Source organism: Vibrio sp. Vf1514 (assembly GCF_052076135.1).
Classification (GTDB): domain Bacteria; phylum Pseudomonadota; class Gammaproteobacteria; order Enterobacterales; family Vibrionaceae; genus Vibrio; species Vibrio furnissii.
Genome location: NZ_CP197267.1, coordinates 3,137,780 through 3,155,900 on the forward strand (window position 1 = coordinate 3,137,780; position 18,121 = coordinate 3,155,900).

The following is an 18,121-nucleotide window of genomic DNA, read 5'->3' on the forward strand; positions in this document are numbered from 1 at the left end:
TTTAGCCTCCTGCAATCGCCTGAAAGAGAGAAATGTGGTCACCGTCGTTGAGCACCGTTTGGTGCCATAAACCACGCGGAATCACCTGATCATTGATGGCAAACACGCAGCCTTGTACTGGCAGCTCAAGTTGCGTTTGCACGCTCGCCAAGGTGCTGCCAAGTTGGGTGGTGTGCGGTTGCGCGTTGATGTGAATCGTCATAGTCATGACTCGTCCTCGTTGATTGGGGATGCCAGATTGGTGGTTAAATGAGGTTTGGACGGAGACGCGCAGCATATCGAACAATCGGGATCATTCAGCAAGTGCCATTTTTGCCACTGCATGTTCAGTCCATCAAACCGCATCACCTGATGGGATTGGAAATGGTTGAGTTGCAGCAGCCACTGCATCGCCATCAATGCTTGCAGGTTACCGATGGAACCCACCACAGGCCCCATCACACCGAGATCGGTGCAACGTCTCGAGGTGGGAATGACATCATCCGGCACCAAGCAGCGATAACAACCTTGAGGCTGATTGGCAAAATCAAACGCCACCAATTGGCCTTCCCAGCCAATCGCCGAACCGGCGATCAGAGGCTTGCGCGCTGCAAAACACGCTGCGTTGATCGCATGACGTGTCTCTAGGTTGTCACTGCAATCGAGTACGATATCGGCATGCGCAACTTCCAAGTCCAGCACGCTGCCCGCCATTTTGCGCTGCACAGTGCGGACCCGGCAGTCAGGATTGATGCTTGCCAGTGTTTGTGCCAAGGCTGCGACTTTCGGCAGCGTCAACTGCGTCATGCGATATGCCAATTGGCGATGCAAGTTGGACAACTCGACACAATCGTCATCGGCAATCACCAGAGAACCGACCCCAGCAGCCGCCAAATATTGCGCTGCAGCCGTACCTAAACCGCCGCAACCGACGATCAAGATTCGGCCATTGAGGAGCTTGTGTTGACCACATTCACCTACATCAGGCAACGCGACTTGTCGCTGATAGCGAACAAATTGTTCATCCGACAACATGGTTGCGCTCCTTCGTCGATACCAGCGACAGCGCGAGAATATGCTGCAACGTGTGGGTAGCAACAGCCACATCCTTTGCCTCAGTAATGGCTCTCACCACGGCAATACTGGTGACGCCGCACGCCAGAACGTGCTCGGCGTTAAGCGCATCAATCCCGCCTATCGCCACACTGGGCACCCCCGTGGTGTCACCATAAGGCATCGAATCAAGCAGTCGTTGATACAACGCCAAGCGCACCAGCCCCTGCGGTTTGGACGGCATTTGTTTGGTGGTGGTCGGAAAAATATGCCCCAAGGCAATGTAGCTCGGCGCCAATTGGTGAATGCGAAGCAATTCAAAATAACCGTGAGTGGATAAACCCAACCGAAGGTTATTGTCCGATAGCATCTTCAAATCGACCGTCTGCAGATCTTCCTGCCCAAGGTGCACGCCATAAGCGCCATGCTTTACCGCCAGCTGCCAATAGTCATTAATAAACACCTGCGCCCCGAACTCGCGCCCAAGACGAATGGCTTCCATTACCTGCTGTTCCAAATCAGCTTGATGCGAGTCTTTGATGCGCAGTTGAATGGTGGTGATCCCCAGTGGCAATAACTGCGCAATCCAACGGACATCATCCACCACGGGGTACACACCCAATGACGCCGACTTCAGGGTTGGAAACGCAGAAAATTCAGCTTGGGTGCGTGGTTGAGGAAAGTGTCGGTAGTCGCTTGGCCATGTTTCACGTGAAACATTCAATGCTGCTCGACTCAAAACCAACGCATCTTCAATGGGAAAATCGAGACTCAGACACGCCAGCACCCATGCCAAATGACGCCCATAGTCACGAGGTTCCAAGGGGGTGACTTGAAGCAAGGAACGGACTTCATCAGAATGTTGCCAATGGTCGGTCACGTACCCCTGATGCTCGTCGCCAATAAAAATCCAACGGTCATGCATTGCTGTGGACGCACAATCATCAGTCACAGCACCGTAGTGCAACACCCTATCAGCATCTGGCTGAACATGGGGGAACCAATTGCAAGACAAACGGAGAGTCGTGTCGCCAACAAGTTGCAAATCAGGCGTTGGGCTCACGCCCAACTCGATATGTCCAATCGCAAAACCTTGTTGTTCAGCGAGCAATAGCACCCGCTGCACGTCTCCCGTCAGTTCAATACACTGAGATGGGATAAGTAATTTCACGATTTATTCCTCAGTCACCGTCTCGGCAGATGCAACCGCAGGGTGATACAGTTCCGAGCCCGTGGCTAAGAACTCCTCAGACTTCTGGCGCATGCCTTCCAGCGGATCGTCGAAAACTTTCACCTCAACCGATTGTTCACCGGCCATCCTGTCAGCATTGGCGTATGTACGGCGCACTTCCTGCGAGATTTTCATTGAACAGAATTTCGGGCCACACATCGAACAGAAGTGCGCGACCTTTCCTGACTCCTGTGGCAACGTTTCATCGTGGAATGCGCGCGCCGTGACTGGATCCAGCGACAGGTTGAATTGGTCTTCCCAACGGAATTCAAAACGCGCTTTCGATAACGCGTTGTCGCGAATCTGCGCGCCAGGATGCCCTTTGGCCAAATCGGCCGCATGGGCAGCGAGCTTGTAGGTAATCAGACCGGTTTTGACATCTTCTTTATTGGGCAACCCCAAGTGCTCTTTGGGTGTCACGTAACACAACATGGCACAACCAAACCAACCGATCATCGCAGCACCAATGCCCGAGGTGATGTGGTCATAACCCGGCGCGACATCGGTCGTCAGTGGACCCAAGGTGTAAAATGGCGCTTCATGACAATGTTCCAACTGTTCGTCCATATTGGCTTTGATCAGATGCATGGGCACGTGTCCTGGGCCTTCAATCATCACTTGCACGTCGTATTCCCACGCCACTTGAGTCAGCTCGCCCAATGTTCTCAATTCGGCAAACTGCGCTTCATCGTTGGCATCAGCAATCGAACCCGGACGCAGACCATCGCCCAATGACAGCGCCACATCGTACTTAGCACAAATCTCACAGATCTCGCGGAAGTGCGTATAAAGGAAGTTTTCCTGATGATGAGCCAGACACCATTTGGCGATGATCGAGCCACCGCGTGACACAATGCCAGTGACACGCTTCGCGGTCATCGGCACATAACGCAATAGCAAACCGGCATGAATGGTGAAGTAATCCACCCCCTGCTCTGCCTGTTCTAACAACGTATCGCGCATCACTTCCCAAGTCAGGTTCTCTGCAATACCGTTCACTTTTTCCAACGCTTGATACATCGGCACGGTCCCAATCGGTACCGGACTATTGCGTAGAATCCATTCTCGTGTTTCGTGAATATTCCGTCCGGTCGACAGATCCATCACGGTATCACCGCCCCAACGGGTGGCCCACACCAGTTTTTCAACTTCTTCTTCAATCGACGAACTCACGGAGGAGTTACCAATGTTCGCATTGACCTTCACGAGGAAATTGCGGCCAATAATCATCGGTTCCGATTCGGGGTGGTTGATGTTACATGGAATGATGGCACGGCCTTCCGCCACTTCCTGACAAACAAATTCAGGGGTGATTGCTTTAGGCAAATGAGCACCAAAGTGTTGCCCCGGATGTTGGCGGTTTAACTGCTCATCTTGATAGTGGTGGCGCCCCATATTTTCACGCAGCGCAATGTATTCCATTTCCGGTGTAATGATCCCCTGACGGGCGTAATGCAGCTGCGTCACACGACGACCAGCTTTCGCACGGCGAATTACAGGAAGGTTGCCATAACGCAATTCATCCAGAGTCTGGTCGGCGAGGCGTTCACGCGCGTACGCTGAACTCATGCCCTCGAGAACTTCGGTATCCTCGCGCTCCATAACCCAGTGTTCACGCAGTTTGGGCAACCCCTGATAGAGATCGATAGTGTAATTTGGGTCGGTGTATACACCTGAAGTATCGTACACACACACCGCTTCGTTCGGTTCATAGACGGGTGCGTCTTTCGTACCACCGATCAAGCTGTCGGCGAGCGAAATTTCGCGCATTGGTACGCGGATATCGTCACGCGACCCAGTCAGATAGGTTTTCTTTGAATTGGGGTACGGCTGTACCGAGAGGGTTTCAATAAACTGTTTGGCTTCCAGTCTCGCTTGTTTGCGACTCGACATAGCATTTTCCTTGATGAGGATTTTAGGGATAAATGCTTGGCGGAAAGATGCGACAAGAGGTGATCAGACAGATCTGGAACTGAAGATACGACGATCCACAGATCGCCAGAGATTGTCTTCTCTTGTTCCCTTCGCAGGTTCTAACCTGATCAGGTTCAACGGATCCCGAATAAACGGTCTCAGCCTTATGGCACTCCGACAAGTGAAATCATTATAGAGCAGTGATATTGCTAAACAAGCAGAAAAGTAGAGTTTTTAATCAACCACGGACCAACCACTGGTACGCAACCCAAGCGGCCGAGATACTCAGCAACACGTTGAGCAGCACGTTTAAACCCATTTTAAAAAACGCACCTTGTTGCATAAGTAGCACGTTATCCATCGAAAAGGTGGAAAATGTGGTCAATGCGCCCAAAAAGCCCAACCCGATGATCTGACGCCAAGGGTATGGCGCTAACCATTCATTTTCAAAAGATGCAATGAGCAACCCCATAATGAACGAACCGACGATGTTAACGGTTAACGTGCCGTAGGGGAAATTGCGCCCAAAGAGTGTCACACACCATTCCGAAACCAAATAACGCGAACAAGCACCCACAGCACCACCGATGGCAATCAAACCTAAAATTGCAAATTGTCCCATGTGCCCTCCAAATGTATTGCCATCATTGTACTGGTTCATTGATGAAAAATGAGCCAGTACGGGTAAAAAAATAGTTTTCAATAACAGCACTAGATAGCCAAAGTGCGAAGAAATACAAAAGTTACAGGAGTCACTTATTTAAGCAACTTCGATAAAACCCATCAATCCGGTTTTCATATGCTCGATCACGTGGCAGTGATACATCCATCGTCCAGGGTTGTCGGCAACAAACGCTGCCTTGGCACTGCCATTTTTGCCTAGCAGTACGGTATCGGTATGAAACGGTTTTTCCAGAACTTGACCATCAAGCTCCAACACTGTAAACGTGTGACCATGTAGGTGAATAGGATGATGGTACTGCGTGACATTGCGTAAATTGAAAATATAGGTTTTTCCCAATTCCAGTTTTGCCAAGGGTTCAGGAATGTGGTCGGCACTCATCCCTTCCCACGCACGTTTATTCACCAACCAGAAATTGGGCACAGCGTGACCACGCTTATCCGCAGGTGTCACTGCACCTTCCCATTCAAATACAAAATCGATTTCTTGCGCTTGATACAGCTTTACAGGGGCGATCGGATTCAATGGTAATCGAGGGATGGATTTCCCATTGGCCAGCCAAGACTCCTCACAGAGGAACTCACACAACGGAAAAGCGAACTTCCCTTTCATTTGCCGAACATAAACCGTTTCACCCGCTTTGGGCGCGATAAAGGCAATGTCTAAACGCATGCCAGGGCCAATTTTATGTTGCGTTAGCAGATATGGCGTTTCGACCGGGTTGCCATCAATCGCAATGATCCACGCCTCTGCACCTTCGACAGCGATTGGATAAGTGATCGTGTTATCCACGTTGGCAATACGAGCTCTCACCGTCGCATTCTGTTTAATCGTGTATTGCGGATTGTGTTTACCGTTCACAGTCCCCCACTCGCCGGGCGTTCCCATCCGCGCACTGTAGCGTGGGATCATTAAATCTTTCCACTGACCTTTTTTGTCCAAATGCCAATGTTTCAGCATGAGTGGGTATTCATGATCAAAGGCCACAGGTTCGGCCTCATCAACAATGATCAAGCCCACTAAGCCCATCCCGAGCTGTTTGACACTATTCATGTGTGGGTGGTACCAAAACGTACCCGCATCCGGCGGTGTAAACTCATAGGTAAACGTCTCACCGGGTAGAATGGGAGGCTGACTCAGAAAAGGCACCCCATCCATGGCGATGGGAATGCGTAGACCGTGCCAATGTATAGTCGTCGGTTCATCCAACTTGTTGGTAAAGTGGATCGTCACCTTCTGTCCTTGGCGACAACGAATGATAGGAGCTGGGATGGAACCGTTGAACCCGAGAACGGGTGTCGAATAATCTGGTACTAACGTGGCGTTCGCCGGTTCAGCGGTCAGTTGATAAACATATTCGTCCGGGCTTGAGACCAATCGAATCAAAGAACACGCTGGTAATGCAGCGGTGAGACCGAAAGCTGACCCAATTTTTAAAAAGTGACGACGCGAGATATCCATAACCAGTCCTAATAACAATGTTTAATGGATTGGTAATAAAACTGATTCGCAACAAAATGTAAATGATGAGCCGTTGAAATCTGAAAGAAAAACCGAGCAAATTCGGATTCACAGCGAGATTTCAGAGTAAAGAGTAACACCAAGGAGTCAATCGATACAGGAACTGATGAATGGCTGGATTACAAAAAACGACTGAGCTGACGTAGTCCAATGCCAGTTGTTTCAAAAGCCACAAACAACAAAGCCCCAGCTTTCGCTGAGGCTTTGTAATAATGGCAGGGGTGGAGAGATTCGAACTCCCAACACGCGGATTTGGAATCCGCTGCTCTGCCAATTGGAGCTACACCCCTAAATTTGGTCTTCCAGATTGAAGAAAACCCCAGCATTTCTGCTGAGGTCTTAAATAAGTGGCGGAGCGGACGGGACTCGAACCCGCGACCCCCGGCGTGACAGGCCGGTATTCTAACCAACTGAACTACCGCTCCGCACTGGTTAGACTCAAGAGTCTAAATTTAAAGCCTGGCGATGTTCTACTCTCACATGGGGAGACCCCACACTACCATCGACGCTGTTTCGTTTCACTTCTGAGTTCGGAATGGAGTCAGGTGGGTCCAAAACGCTATGGTCGCCAAGCAAATTCTTAAAATTCGGAAAGCTGTTTTCGTTCTCTCAACACATTCTTATGCGCTTAGCTTTGAGTCCACTACAAAACCCCTTGGGTGTTGTATGGTTAAGCCTCACGGGCAATTAGTACAGGTTAGCTCAACGCCTCACAACGCTTACACACCCTGCCTATCAACGTTCTAGTCTCGAACAACCCTTTAGGACAGTTAAACTGTCAGGGAAGACTCATCTCAGGGCTCGCTTCCCGCTTAGATGCTTTCAGCGGTTATCGATTCCGAACTTAGCTACCGGGCAATGCGTCTGGCGACACAACCCGAACACCAGAGGTTCGTCCACTCCGGTCCTCTCGTACTAGGAGCAGCCCCCTTCAATCTTCCAACGCCCACGGCAGATAGGGACCGAACTGTCTCACGACGTTCTAAACCCAGCTCGCGTACCACTTTAAATGGCGAACAGCCATACCCTTGGGACCGACTTCAGCCCCAGGATGTGATGAGCCGACATCGAGGTGCCAAACACCGCCGTCGATATGAACTCTTGGGCGGTATCAGCCTGTTATCCCCGGAGTACCTTTTATCCGTTGAGCGATGGCCCTTCCATTCAGAACCACCGGATCACTATGACCTGCTTTCGCACCTGCTCGAACCGTCATTCTCGCAGTTAAGCGGGCTTATGCCATTGCACTAACCTCACGATGTCCAACCGTGATTAGCCCACCTTCGTGCTCCTCCGTTACTCTTTGGGAGGAGACCGCCCCAGTCAAACTACCCACCAGGCACTGTCCTCAACCCGGATAACGGGTCTAAGTTAGAACATCAAACATACAAGGGTGGTATTTCAAGGTCGGCTCCAACGCAACTGGCGTCACGTCTTCAAAGCCTCCCACCTATCCTACACATGTAGGTTCAATGTTCAGTGCCAAGCTGTAGTAAAGGTTCACGGGGTCTTTCCGTCTAGCCGCGGGTACACTGCATCTTCACAGCGATTTCAATTTCACTGAGTCTCGGGTGGAGACAGCGTGGCCATCATTACGCCATTCGTGCAGGTCGGAACTTACCCGACAAGGAATTTCGCTACCTTAGGACCGTTATAGTTACGGCCGCCGTTTACCGGGGCTTCGATCAAGAGCTTCGACCGAAGTCTAACCCCATCAATTAACCTTCCGGCACCGGGCAGGCGTCACACCGTATACGTCATCTTACGATTTTGCACAGTGCTGTGTTTTTAATAAACAGTTGCAGCCACCTGGTATCTGCGACTCTCATCAGCTCCATCCGCGAGGGACTTCACCATCAAGAGCGTACCTTCTCCCGAAGTTACGGTACCATTTTGCCTAGTTCCTTCACCCGAGTTCTCTCAAGCGCCTTGGTATTCTCTACCCGACCACCTGTGTCGGTTTGGGGTACGATTCCTTACAATCTGAAGCTTAGAGGCTTTTCCTGGAAGCATGGCATCAATGACTTCACATCCGTAGATGCTCGACGTCGTGTCTCAGCCTTAGAGAGAGCCGGATTTACCTAACTCTCAAGCCTACGCACTTGAACCTGGACAACCGTCGCCAGGCCCACCTAGCCTTCTCCGTCCCCCCATCGCAATTGTAAGAAGTACGGGAATATTAACCCGTTTCCCATCGACTACGCTTTTCAGCCTCGCCTTAGGGGTCGACTTACCCTGCCCCGATTAACGTTGGACAGGAACCCTTGGTCTTCCGGCGGGGAGGTTTTTCACCCCCCTTGTCGTTACTCATGTCAGCATTCGCACTTCTGATACCTCCAGCATGCTTTACAACACACCTTCAACGGCTTACAGAACGCTCCCCTACCCAATACGATAAATCGCATTGCCGCAGCTTCGGTTTACAGCTTAGCCCCGTTACATCTTCCGCGCAGGCCGACTCGACTAGTGAGCTATTACGCTTTCTTTAAATGATGGCTGCTTCTAAGCCAACATCCTAGCTGTCTGAGCCTTCCCACATCGTTTCCCACTTAGCTGTAATTTGGGACCTTAGCTGGCGGTCTGGGTTGTTTCCCTCTCCACGACGGACGTTAGCACCCGCCGTGTGTCTCCCGGATATTACTTACTGGTATTCGGAGTTTGCAAAGGGTTGGTAAGTCGGGATGACCCCCTAGCCTTAACAGTGCTCTACCCCCAGTAGTATTCGTCCGAGGCGCTACCTAAATAGCTTTCGGGGAGAACCAGCTATCTCCGAGTTTGATTGGCCTTTCACCCCTAGCCACAAGTCATCCGCTAATTTTTCAACATTAGTCGGTTCGGTCCTCCAGTTGATGTTACTCAACCTTCAACCTGCCCATGGCTAGATCACCCGGTTTCGGGTCTATATCCAGAGACTGAACGCCCAGTTAAGACTCGGTTTCCCTACGGCTCCCCTATATGGTTAACCTTGCCACTGAATATAAGTCGCTGACCCATTATACAAAAGGTACGCAGTCACCCCACAAAGGAGGCTCCTACTGCTTGTACGTACACGGTTTCAGGTTCTATTTCACTCCCCTCACAGGGGTTCTTTTCGCCTTTCCCTCACGGTACTGGTTCACTATCGGTCAGTCAGGAGTATTTAGCCTTGGAGGATGGTCCCCCCATATTCAGACAGGATAACACGTGTCCCGCCCTACTCGATTTCACTGAACATGCGCTGTCGGCTACGGGGCTATCACCCTGTTTCGCGGTCCTTTCCAGAACCTTCACCTGACGCATGTAAAGCTTAAGGGCTAATCCAATTTCGCTCGCCGCTACTATCGGAATCTCGGTTGATTTCTTCTCCTCGGGGTACTTAGATGTTTCAGTTCCCCCGGTTCGCCCTGTTAACCTATGTATTCAGTTAACAGTAACTGCTTATGCAGTTGGGTTTCCCCATTCGGAAATCTCAGACTCAAGTGGCTGTTACTGCCTAATCTGAGCTTATCGCAAGTTACTACGTCCTTCATCGCCTCTGACTGCCAAGGCATCCACCGTGTACGCTTAGTCACTTAACCATACAACCCGAAGGAGTTTCGGATTGTTGTTAAACAACCTAGGTGTCACACATTTAATTTACATGAGTGTGTGACTGATTTTGCCGGACTCAATTTGAAGACTTACTGAATCAGTAAGCTTCGATACCAAGCACACTTGAATGTGTTTGTTGGTGTATTCCGTTAAGGAATACATTGAGAACTTTACAAACAACAATAAATTGTTGTTTTGTCAGCTTTCCAAATTGTTAAAGAGCAAGATTTAACTTTCTATTTAAAGAAAGAAACCATGTTTAAGAACACTTAAGCAAATGTGCTTAAAGATGGTGGAGCTAAGCAGGATCGAACTGCTGACCTCCTGCGTGCAAGGCAGGCGCTCTCCCAGCTGAGCTATAGCCCCATCAGGTGTTGATACTGTGTGCCAATCCTCTGGGAGGAAGATTGGTGGGTCTGAGTGGACTCGAACCACCGACCTCTCGCTTATCAGGCGAACGCTCTAACCACCTGAGCTACAGACCCAGTATCGTCTCTAAAACGTATAAACCATCAATCTGTGTGAACACTCATCGCAATAATCATTCGTATAAGGAGGTGATCCAGCGCCAGGTTCCCCTAGCGCTACCTTGTTACGACTTCACCCCAGTCATGAACCACAAAGTGGCAAGCGTCCTCCCGAAGGTTAAACTACCTGCTTCTTTTGCAGCCCACTCCCATGGTGTGACGGGCGGTGTGTACAAGGCCCGGGAACGTATTCACCGTGGCATTCTGATCCACGATTACTAGCGATTCCGACTTCATGGAGTCGAGTTGCAGACTCCAATCCGGACTACGACGCACTTTTTGGGATTCGCTCACTTTCGCAAGTTGGCTGCCCTCTGTATGCGCCATTGTAGCACGTGTGTAGCCCTACTCGTAAGGGCCATGATGACTTGACGTCGTCCCCACCTTCCTCCGGTTTATCACCGGCAGTCTCCCTGGAGTTCCCGACATTACTCGCTGGCAAACAAGGATAAGGGTTGCGCTCGTTGCGGGACTTAACCCAACATTTCACAACACGAGCTGACGACAGCCATGCAGCACCTGTCTCAGAGTTCCCGAAGGCACCAAAGCATCTCTGCTAAGTTCTCTGGATGTCAAGAGTAGGTAAGGTTCTTCGCGTTGCATCGAATTAAACCACATGCTCCACCGCTTGTGCGGGCCCCCGTCAATTCATTTGAGTTTTAATCTTGCGACCGTACTCCCCAGGCGGTCTACTTAACGCGTTAGCTCCGAAAGCCACGGCTCAAGGCCACAACCTCCAAGTAGACATCGTTTACGGCGTGGACTACCAGGGTATCTAATCCTGTTTGCTCCCCACGCTTTCGCATCTGAGTGTCAGTATCTGTCCAGGGGGCCGCCTTCGCCACCGGTATTCCTTCAGATCTCTACGCATTTCACCGCTACACCTGAAATTCTACCCCCCTCTACAGTACTCTAGCCTGCCAGTTTCAAATGCAATTCCGAGGTTGAGCCCCGGGCTTTCACATCTGACTTAACAAACCACCTGCATGCGCTTTACGCCCAGTAATTCCGATTAACGCTCGCACCCTCCGTATTACCGCGGCTGCTGGCACGGAGTTAGCCGGTGCTTCTTCTGCAGCTAACGTCAAAGAATACCGCTATTAACGATACCCCCTTCCTCACTGCTGAAAGTACTTTACAACCCGAAGGCCTTCTTCATACACGCGGCATGGCTGCATCAGGCTTGCGCCCATTGTGCAATATTCCCCACTGCTGCCTCCCGTAGGAGTCTGGACCGTGTCTCAGTTCCAGTGTGGCTGATCATCCTCTCAGACCAGCTAGGGATCGTCGCCTTGGTGAGCCCTTACCTCACCAACTAGCTAATCCCACCTGGGCATATCCTGACGCGAGAGGCCCGAAGGTCCCCCTCTTTGAGCCGAAGCTATCATGCGGTATTAGCCATCGTTTCCAATGGTTATCCCCCACATCAGGGCAATTTCCCAGGCATTACTCACCCGTCCGCCGCTCGCCGCCCAACAAATCCCCCGAAGGTTCAATGTTGTCGCTGCCGCTCGACTTGCATGTGTTAGGCCTGCCGCCAGCGTTCAATCTGAGCCATGATCAAACTCTTCAATTTAAGATTTTGTGGCTCAATGAATACTGACTTCAAATTACCTTAGTAATTCAAAGCTATTATCGTTCCAACAGAACGATAATGAATTGACTGTGCCGATACCGAAGTATCGATTGGTCACTCAGTTCATTGATACCTAAGTTGATTCTTTAGAATCATCTTCGATTATCATCAACGAGTGCCCACACAGATTGATAGGTTTATATTGTTAAAGAGCTTTGCTTTCAGTGCGTTAGCACTTAGGCAGGACGCGTATATTACGCTTCACACCGTGAAAGTCAACATAAAACTCTAAGTTTTTTAGAGCTCTATGGTGACTTGCTTAAAGTTTAAGCAAGTGCAAATTAAAGCCTGGCGATGTTCTACTCTCACATGGGGAGACCCCACACTACCATCGACGCTGTTTCGTTTCACTTCTGAGTTCGGAATGGAATCAGGTGGGTCCAAAACGCTATGGTCGCCAAGCAAATTCTTAAAATTCGGAAAGCTGTTTTCTATTCTCTCAACACATTCTTATGCGCTTAGCTTTGAGTCCAGTACAAAACCCCTTGGGTGTTGTATGGTTAAGCCTCACGGGCAATTAGTACAGGTTAGCTCAACGCCTCACAACGCTTACACACCCTGCCTATCAACGTTCTAGTCTCGAACAACCCTTTAGGACAGTTAAACTGTCAGGGAAGACTCATCTCAGGGCTCGCTTCCCGCTTAGATGCTTTCAGCGGTTATCGATTCCGAACTTAGCTACCGGGCAATGCGTCTGGCGACACAACCCGAACACCAGAGGTTCGTCCACTCCGGTCCTCTCGTACTAGGAGCAGCCCCCTTCAATCTTCCAACGCCCACGGCAGATAGGGACCGAACTGTCTCACGACGTTCTAAACCCAGCTCGCGTACCACTTTAAATGGCGAACAGCCATACCCTTGGGACCGACTTCAGCCCCAGGATGTGATGAGCCGACATCGAGGTGCCAAACACCGCCGTCGATATGAACTCTTGGGCGGTATCAGCCTGTTATCCCCGGAGTACCTTTTATCCGTTGAGCGATGGCCCTTCCATTCAGAACCACCGGATCACTATGACCTGCTTTCGCACCTGCTCGAACCGTCATTCTCGCAGTTAAGCGGGCTTATGCCATTGCACTAACCTCACGATGTCCAACCGTGATTAGCCCACCTTCGTGCTCCTCCGTTACTCTTTGGGAGGAGACCGCCCCAGTCAAACTACCCACCAGGCACTGTCCTCAACCCGGATAACGGGTCTAAGTTAGAACATCAAACATACAAGGGTGGTATTTCAAGGTCGGCTCCAACGCAACTGGCGTCACGTCTTCAAAGCCTCCCACCTATCCTACACATGTAGGTTCAATGTTCAGTGCCAAGCTGTAGTAAAGGTTCACGGGGTCTTTCCGTCTAGCCGCGGGTACACTGCATCTTCACAGCGATTTCAATTTCACTGAGTCTCGGGTGGAGACAGCGTGGCCATCATTACGCCATTCGTGCAGGTCGGAACTTACCCGACAAGGAATTTCGCTACCTTAGGACCGTTATAGTTACGGCCGCCGTTTACCGGGGCTTCGATCAAGAGCTTCGACCGAAGTCTAACCCCATCAATTAACCTTCCGGCACCGGGCAGGCGTCACACCGTATACGTCATCTTACGATTTTGCACAGTGCTGTGTTTTTAATAAACAGTTGCAGCCACCTGGTATCTGCGACTCTCATCAGCTCCATCCGCGAGGGACTTCACCATCAAGAGCGTACCTTCTCCCGAAGTTACGGTACCATTTTGCCTAGTTCCTTCACCCGAGTTCTCTCAAGCGCCTTGGTATTCTCTACCCGACCACCTGTGTCGGTTTGGGGTACGATTCCTTACAATCTGAAGCTTAGAGGCTTTTCCTGGAAGCATGGCATCAATGACTTCACATCCGTAGATGCTCGACGTCGTGTCTCAGCCTTAAAGAGAGCCGGATTTACCTAACTCTCAAGCCTACGCACTTGAACCTGGACAACCGTCGCCAGGCCCACCTAGCCTTCTCCGTCCCCCCATCGCAATTGTAAGAAGTACGGGAATATTAACCCGTTTCCCATCGACTACGCTTTTCAGCCTCGCCTTAGGGGTCGACTTACCCTGCCCCGATTAACGTTGGACAGGAACCCTTGGTCTTCCGGCGGGGAGGTTTTTCACCCCCCTTGTCGTTACTCATGTCAGCATTCGCACTTCTGATACCTCCAGCATGCTTTACAACACACCTTCAACGGCTTACAGAACGCTCCCCTACCCAATACGATAAATCGCATTGCCGCAGCTTCGGTTTACAGCTTAGCCCCGTTACATCTTCCGCGCAGGCCGACTCGACTAGTGAGCTATTACGCTTTCTTTAAATGATGGCTGCTTCTAAGCCAACATCCTAGCTGTCTGAGCCTTCCCACATCGTTTCCCACTTAGCTGTAATTTGGGACCTTAGCTGGCGGTCTGGGTTGTTTCCCTCTCCACGACGGACGTTAGCACCCGCCGTGTGTCTCCCGGATATTACTTACTGGTATTCGGAGTTTGCAAAGGGTTGGTAAGTCGGGATGACCCCCTAGCCTTAACAGTGCTCTACCCCCAGTAGTATTCGTCCGAGGCGCTACCTAAATAGCTTTCGGGGAGAACCAGCTATCTCCGAGTTTGATTGGCCTTTCACCCCTAGCCACAAGTCATCCGCTAATTTTTCAACATTAGTCGGTTCGGTCCTCCAGTTGATGTTACTCAACCTTCAACCTGCCCATGGCTAGATCACCCGGTTTCGGGTCTATATCCAGAGACTGAACGCCCAGTTAAGACTCGGTTTCCCTACGGCTCCCCTATATGGTTAACCTTGCCACTGAATATAAGTCGCTGACCCATTATACAAAAGGTACGCAGTCACCCCACAAAGGAGGCTCCTACTGCTTGTACGTACACGGTTTCAGGTTCTATTTCACTCCCCTCACAGGGGTTCTTTTCGCCTTTCCCTCACGGTACTGGTTCACTATCGGTCAGTCAGGAGTATTTAGCCTTGGAGGATGGTCCCCCCATATTCAGACAGGATAACACGTGTCCCGCCCTACTCGATTTCACTGAACATGCGCTGTCGGCTACGGGGCTATCACCCTGTTTCGCGGTCCTTTCCAGAACCTTCACCTGACGCATGTAAAGCTTAAGGGCTAATCCAATTTCGCTCGCCGCTACTATCGGAATCTCGGTTGATTTCTTCTCCTCGGGGTACTTAGATGTTTCAGTTCCCCCGGTTCGCCCTGTTAACCTATGTATTCAGTTAACAGTAACTGCTTATGCAGTTGGGTTTCCCCATTCGGAAATCTCAGACTCAAGTGGCTGTTACTGCCTAATCTGAGCTTATCGCAAGTTACTACGTCCTTCATCGCCTCTGACTGCCAAGGCATCCACCGTGTACGCTTAGTCACTTAACCATACAACCCGAAGGAGTTTCGGGTTGTTGTTAAACAACCTAGGTGTCACACATTTAATTTACATGAGTGTGTGACTGATTTTGCCGGACTCAATTTGAAGACTTACTGAATCAGTAAGCTTCGATACCAAGCACACTTGAATGTGTTTGTTGGTGTATTCCATTAAGGAATACATTGAGAACTTTACAAACAACAATAAATTGTTGTTTTGTCAGCTTTCCAAATTGTTAAAGAGCAATGCCACTTTCTATCGAAAATAACACTTTCTAAGGATCCTCAGCGTCAGAAATCCGAACCACACCCGTTTTACTGAAGTGGTTTGGCTATCCTATCCAAAAATACTTAGAGAGTGGTGGGCGATACCGGGTTCGAACCAGTGACCCCCTGCTTGTAAGGCAGGTGCTCTCCCAACTGAGCTAATCGCCCACATTATTTGATTTCCTGTGGCAGGAAATGGTGGGTCGTGCAGGATTCGAACCTGCGACCAATTGATTAAAAGTCAACTGCTCTACCAACTGAGCTAACGACCCGTGGTATCCCGTAGGGGAGTCGAACCCCTGTTACCGCCGTGAAAGGGCGGTGTCCTAGGCCTCTAGACGAACGGGACACTAAGATACTCTTCACATCTAAACCGTATCAATCTGTGTGAACACTCATCGCAATAATCATTCGTATAAGGAGGTGATCCAGCGCCAGGTTCCCCTAGCGCTACCTTGTTACGACTTCACCCCAGTCATGAACCACAAAGTGGCAAGCGTCCTCCCGAAGGTTAAACTACCTGCTTCTTTTGCAGCCCACTCCCATGGTGTGACGGGCGGTGTGTACAAGGCCCGGGAACGTATTCACCGTGGCATTCTGATCCACGATTACTAGCGATTCCGACTTCATGGAGTCGAGTTGCAGACTCCAATCCGGACTACGACGCACTTTTTGGGATTCGCTCACTTTCGCAAGTTGGCTGCCCTCTGTATGCGCCATTGTAGCACGTGTGTAGCCCTACTCGTAAGGGCCATGATGACTTGACGTCGTCCCCACCTTCCTCCGGTTTATCACCGGCAGTCTCCCTGGAGTTCCCGACATTACTCGCTGGCAAACAAGGATAAGGGTTGCGCTCGTTGCGGGACTTAACCCAACATTTCACAACACGAGCTGACGACAGCCATGCAGCACCTGTCTCAGAGTTCCCGAAGGCACCAAAGCATCTCTGCTAAGTTCTCTGGATGTCAAGAGTAGGTAAGGTTCTTCGCGTTGCATCGAATTAAACCACATGCTCCACCGCTTGTGCGGGCCCCCGTCAATTCATTTGAGTTTTAATCTTGCGACCGTACTCCCCAGGCGGTCTACTTAACGCGTTAGCTCCGAAAGCCACGGCTCAAGGCCACAACCTCCAAGTAGACATCGTTTACGGCGTGGACTACCAGGGTATCTAATCCTGTTTGCTCCCCACGCTTTCGCATCTGAGTGTCAGTATCTGTCCAGGGGGCCGCCTTCGCCACCGGTATTCCTTCAGATCTCTACGCATTTCACCGCTACACCTGAAATTCTACCCCCCTCTACAGTACTCTAGCCTGCCAGTTTCAAATGCAATTCCGAGGTTGAGCCCCGGGCTTTCACATCTGACTTAACAAACCACCTGCATGCGCTTTACGCCCAGTAATTCCGATTAACGCTCGCACCCTCCGTATTACCGCGGCTGCTGGCACGGAGTTAGCCGGTGCTTCTTCTGCAGCTAACGTCAAAGAGTGCCGCTATTAACGACACCCCCTTCCTCACTGCTGAAAGTACTTTACAACCCGAAGGCCTTCTTCATACACGCGGCATGGCTGCATCAGGCTTGCGCCCATTGTGCAATATTCCCCACTGCTGCCTCCCGTAGGAGTCTGGACCGTGTCTCAGTTCCAGTGTGGCTGATCATCCTCTCAGACCAGCTAGGGATCGTCGCCTTGGTGAGCCCTTACCTCACCAACTAGCTAATCCCACCTGGGCATATCCTGACGCGAGAGGCCCGAAGGTCCCCCTCTTTGAGCCGAAGCTATCATGCGGTATTAGCCATCGTTTCCAATGGTTATCCCCCACATCAGGGCAATTTCCCAGGCATTACTCACCCGTCCGCCGCTCGCCGCCCAACAAATCCCCCGAAGGTTCAATGTTGTCGCTGCCGCTCGACTTGCATGTGTTAGGCCTGCCGCCAGCGTTCAATCTGAGCCATGATCAAACTCTTCAATTTAAGATTTTGTGGCTCAATGAATACTGACTTCAAATTACCTTAGTAATTCAAAGCTATTATCGTTCCAACAGAACGATAATGAATTGACTGTGCCGATACCGAAGTATCGATTGGTCACTCAGTTCATTGATACCTAAGTTGATTCTTTAGAATCATCTTCGATTATCATCAACGAGTGCCCACACAGATTGATAGGTTTATATTGTTAAAGAGCTTTGCTTTTTCGAAGCTTTCTTCTCAAAGCGGACGGCCATTTTAGCGAGTTAAGTTTTAGTGTCAACCACTTTTTTCAAAACTTTTTTCATCACATTTGATGAAGCTAAATGACCTGCTAATCAAGGACTTTTCTAACGAACCGTTCCCGTGTCAGCGAGGCGGCATTATAGGGAGACCT

Annotated in this window: 6 protein-coding genes, 7 tRNA genes, 6 rRNA genes and 1 riboswitch; all 19 genes read right to left on the bottom strand. The window is 50.4% G+C overall.

Features of this window, described 5'->3' with window-relative positions:
* Position 1: 1 nt before the first annotated feature.
* Positions 2–208 carry a sulfur carrier protein ThiS gene (gene thiS, locus ACS18Q_RS14590; protein ID WP_441257205.1) on the bottom strand — a complete coding sequence of 69 codons (207 nt, stop codon included), beginning with the start codon at positions 206–208 and terminating at the stop codon, positions 2–4.
* Positions 205–1,014: a HesA/MoeB/ThiF family protein gene (locus ACS18Q_RS14595; protein ID WP_441257206.1), complete on the bottom strand. Its 810-nt coding sequence runs from the start codon at positions 1,012–1,014 to the stop codon at positions 205–207. The genes thiS and ACS18Q_RS14595 overlap by 4 nt, the downstream gene beginning before the upstream one ends.
* Positions 1,001–2,203, bottom strand: a complete 1,203-nt coding sequence (locus tag ACS18Q_RS14600; RefSeq protein ID WP_441257207.1) for a thiamine phosphate synthase — start codon at positions 2,201–2,203, stop codon at positions 1,001–1,003. Before ACS18Q_RS14600 ends, ACS18Q_RS14595 begins: the two co-directional genes overlap by 14 nt.
* A 3-nt stretch (positions 2,204–2,206) precedes the next feature.
* Complete coding sequence (thiC, locus tag ACS18Q_RS14605; protein WP_441257208.1) at positions 2,207–4,156, bottom strand: phosphomethylpyrimidine synthase ThiC; 1,950 nt, start codon at positions 4,154–4,156, stop codon at positions 2,207–2,209.
* A 109-nt stretch (positions 4,157–4,265) separates the two neighbouring features.
* Positions 4,266–4,364, bottom strand: a riboswitch (TPP riboswitch).
* A 51-nt stretch (positions 4,365–4,415) separates the two neighbouring features.
* Positions 4,416–4,799, bottom strand: coding sequence for a fluoride efflux transporter CrcB (gene crcB, locus ACS18Q_RS14610; RefSeq protein ID WP_004724280.1), 384 nt, complete (start codon positions 4,797–4,799; stop codon positions 4,416–4,418).
* Positions 4,800–4,937: 138 nt separating this feature from the next.
* Entirely contained in the window at positions 4,938–6,320 is a 1,383-nt protein-coding gene (locus ACS18Q_RS14615; RefSeq protein ID WP_441257209.1) for a multicopper oxidase domain-containing protein, read from the bottom strand.
* A gap of 273 nt (positions 6,321–6,593) precedes the next feature.
* A tRNA-Trp gene (locus ACS18Q_RS14620) sits at positions 6,594–6,670 on the bottom strand.
* A gap of 58 nt (positions 6,671–6,728) precedes the next feature.
* Positions 6,729–6,805, bottom strand: a tRNA-Asp gene (locus ACS18Q_RS14625).
* 32 nt (positions 6,806–6,837) lie between these two features.
* Positions 6,838–6,953, bottom strand: a 5S ribosomal RNA gene (rrf, locus tag ACS18Q_RS14630).
* Between the two features lie 93 nt (positions 6,954–7,046).
* Positions 7,047–9,937, bottom strand: a 23S ribosomal RNA gene (locus tag ACS18Q_RS14635).
* Between the two features lie 303 nt (positions 9,938–10,240).
* Positions 10,241–10,316: transfer RNA gene (locus tag ACS18Q_RS14640), tRNA-Ala, on the bottom strand.
* 42 nt (positions 10,317–10,358) lie between these two features.
* Positions 10,359–10,435: transfer RNA gene (locus ACS18Q_RS14645), tRNA-Ile, on the bottom strand.
* A 65-nt stretch (positions 10,436–10,500) separates the two neighbouring features.
* Positions 10,501–12,053, bottom strand: a 16S ribosomal RNA gene (locus tag ACS18Q_RS14650).
* 346 nt (positions 12,054–12,399) lie between these two features.
* Positions 12,400–12,515, bottom strand: a 5S ribosomal RNA gene (gene rrf, locus ACS18Q_RS14655).
* 94 nt (positions 12,516–12,609) lie between these two features.
* Positions 12,610–15,500: ribosomal RNA gene (locus ACS18Q_RS14660) — 23S ribosomal RNA — on the bottom strand.
* A gap of 350 nt (positions 15,501–15,850) precedes the next feature.
* Positions 15,851–15,926 (bottom strand) — tRNA-Val (locus ACS18Q_RS14665).
* 28 nt (positions 15,927–15,954) lie between these two features.
* Positions 15,955–16,030, bottom strand: a tRNA-Lys gene (locus tag ACS18Q_RS14670).
* A gap of 1 nt (position 16,031) precedes the next feature.
* A tRNA-Glu gene (locus ACS18Q_RS14675) sits at positions 16,032–16,107 on the bottom strand.
* A gap of 67 nt (positions 16,108–16,174) precedes the next feature.
* Positions 16,175–17,727: ribosomal RNA gene (locus ACS18Q_RS14680) — 16S ribosomal RNA — on the bottom strand.
* The 16S, 23S and 5S rRNA genes sit together here with 7 tRNA genes alongside, the layout of an rRNA operon.
* Positions 17,728–18,121 lie beyond the last annotated feature (394 nt).

What these genes read in the sequence shown, in the direction of transcription:
- thiC (WP_441257208.1), bottom strand. Translation starts at nt 4,156, where the DNA reads ATGTCGAGTCGCAAACAAGCGAGACTGGAAGCCAAACAGTTTATTGAA.
- ACS18Q_RS14595 (WP_441257206.1), bottom strand. Translation starts at nt 1,014, where the DNA reads ATGTTGTCGGATGAACAATTTGTTCGCTATCAGCGACAAGTCGCGTTG.
- crcB (WP_004724280.1), bottom strand. Translation starts at nt 4,799, where the DNA reads ATGGGACAATTTGCAATTTTAGGTTTGATTGCCATCGGTGGTGCTGTG.
- thiS (WP_441257205.1), bottom strand. Translation starts at nt 208, where the DNA reads ATGACTATGACGATTCACATCAACGCGCAACCGCACACCACCCAACTT.
- ACS18Q_RS14615 (WP_441257209.1), bottom strand. Translation starts at nt 6,320, where the DNA reads ATGGATATCTCGCGTCGTCACTTTTTAAAAATTGGGTCAGCTTTCGGT.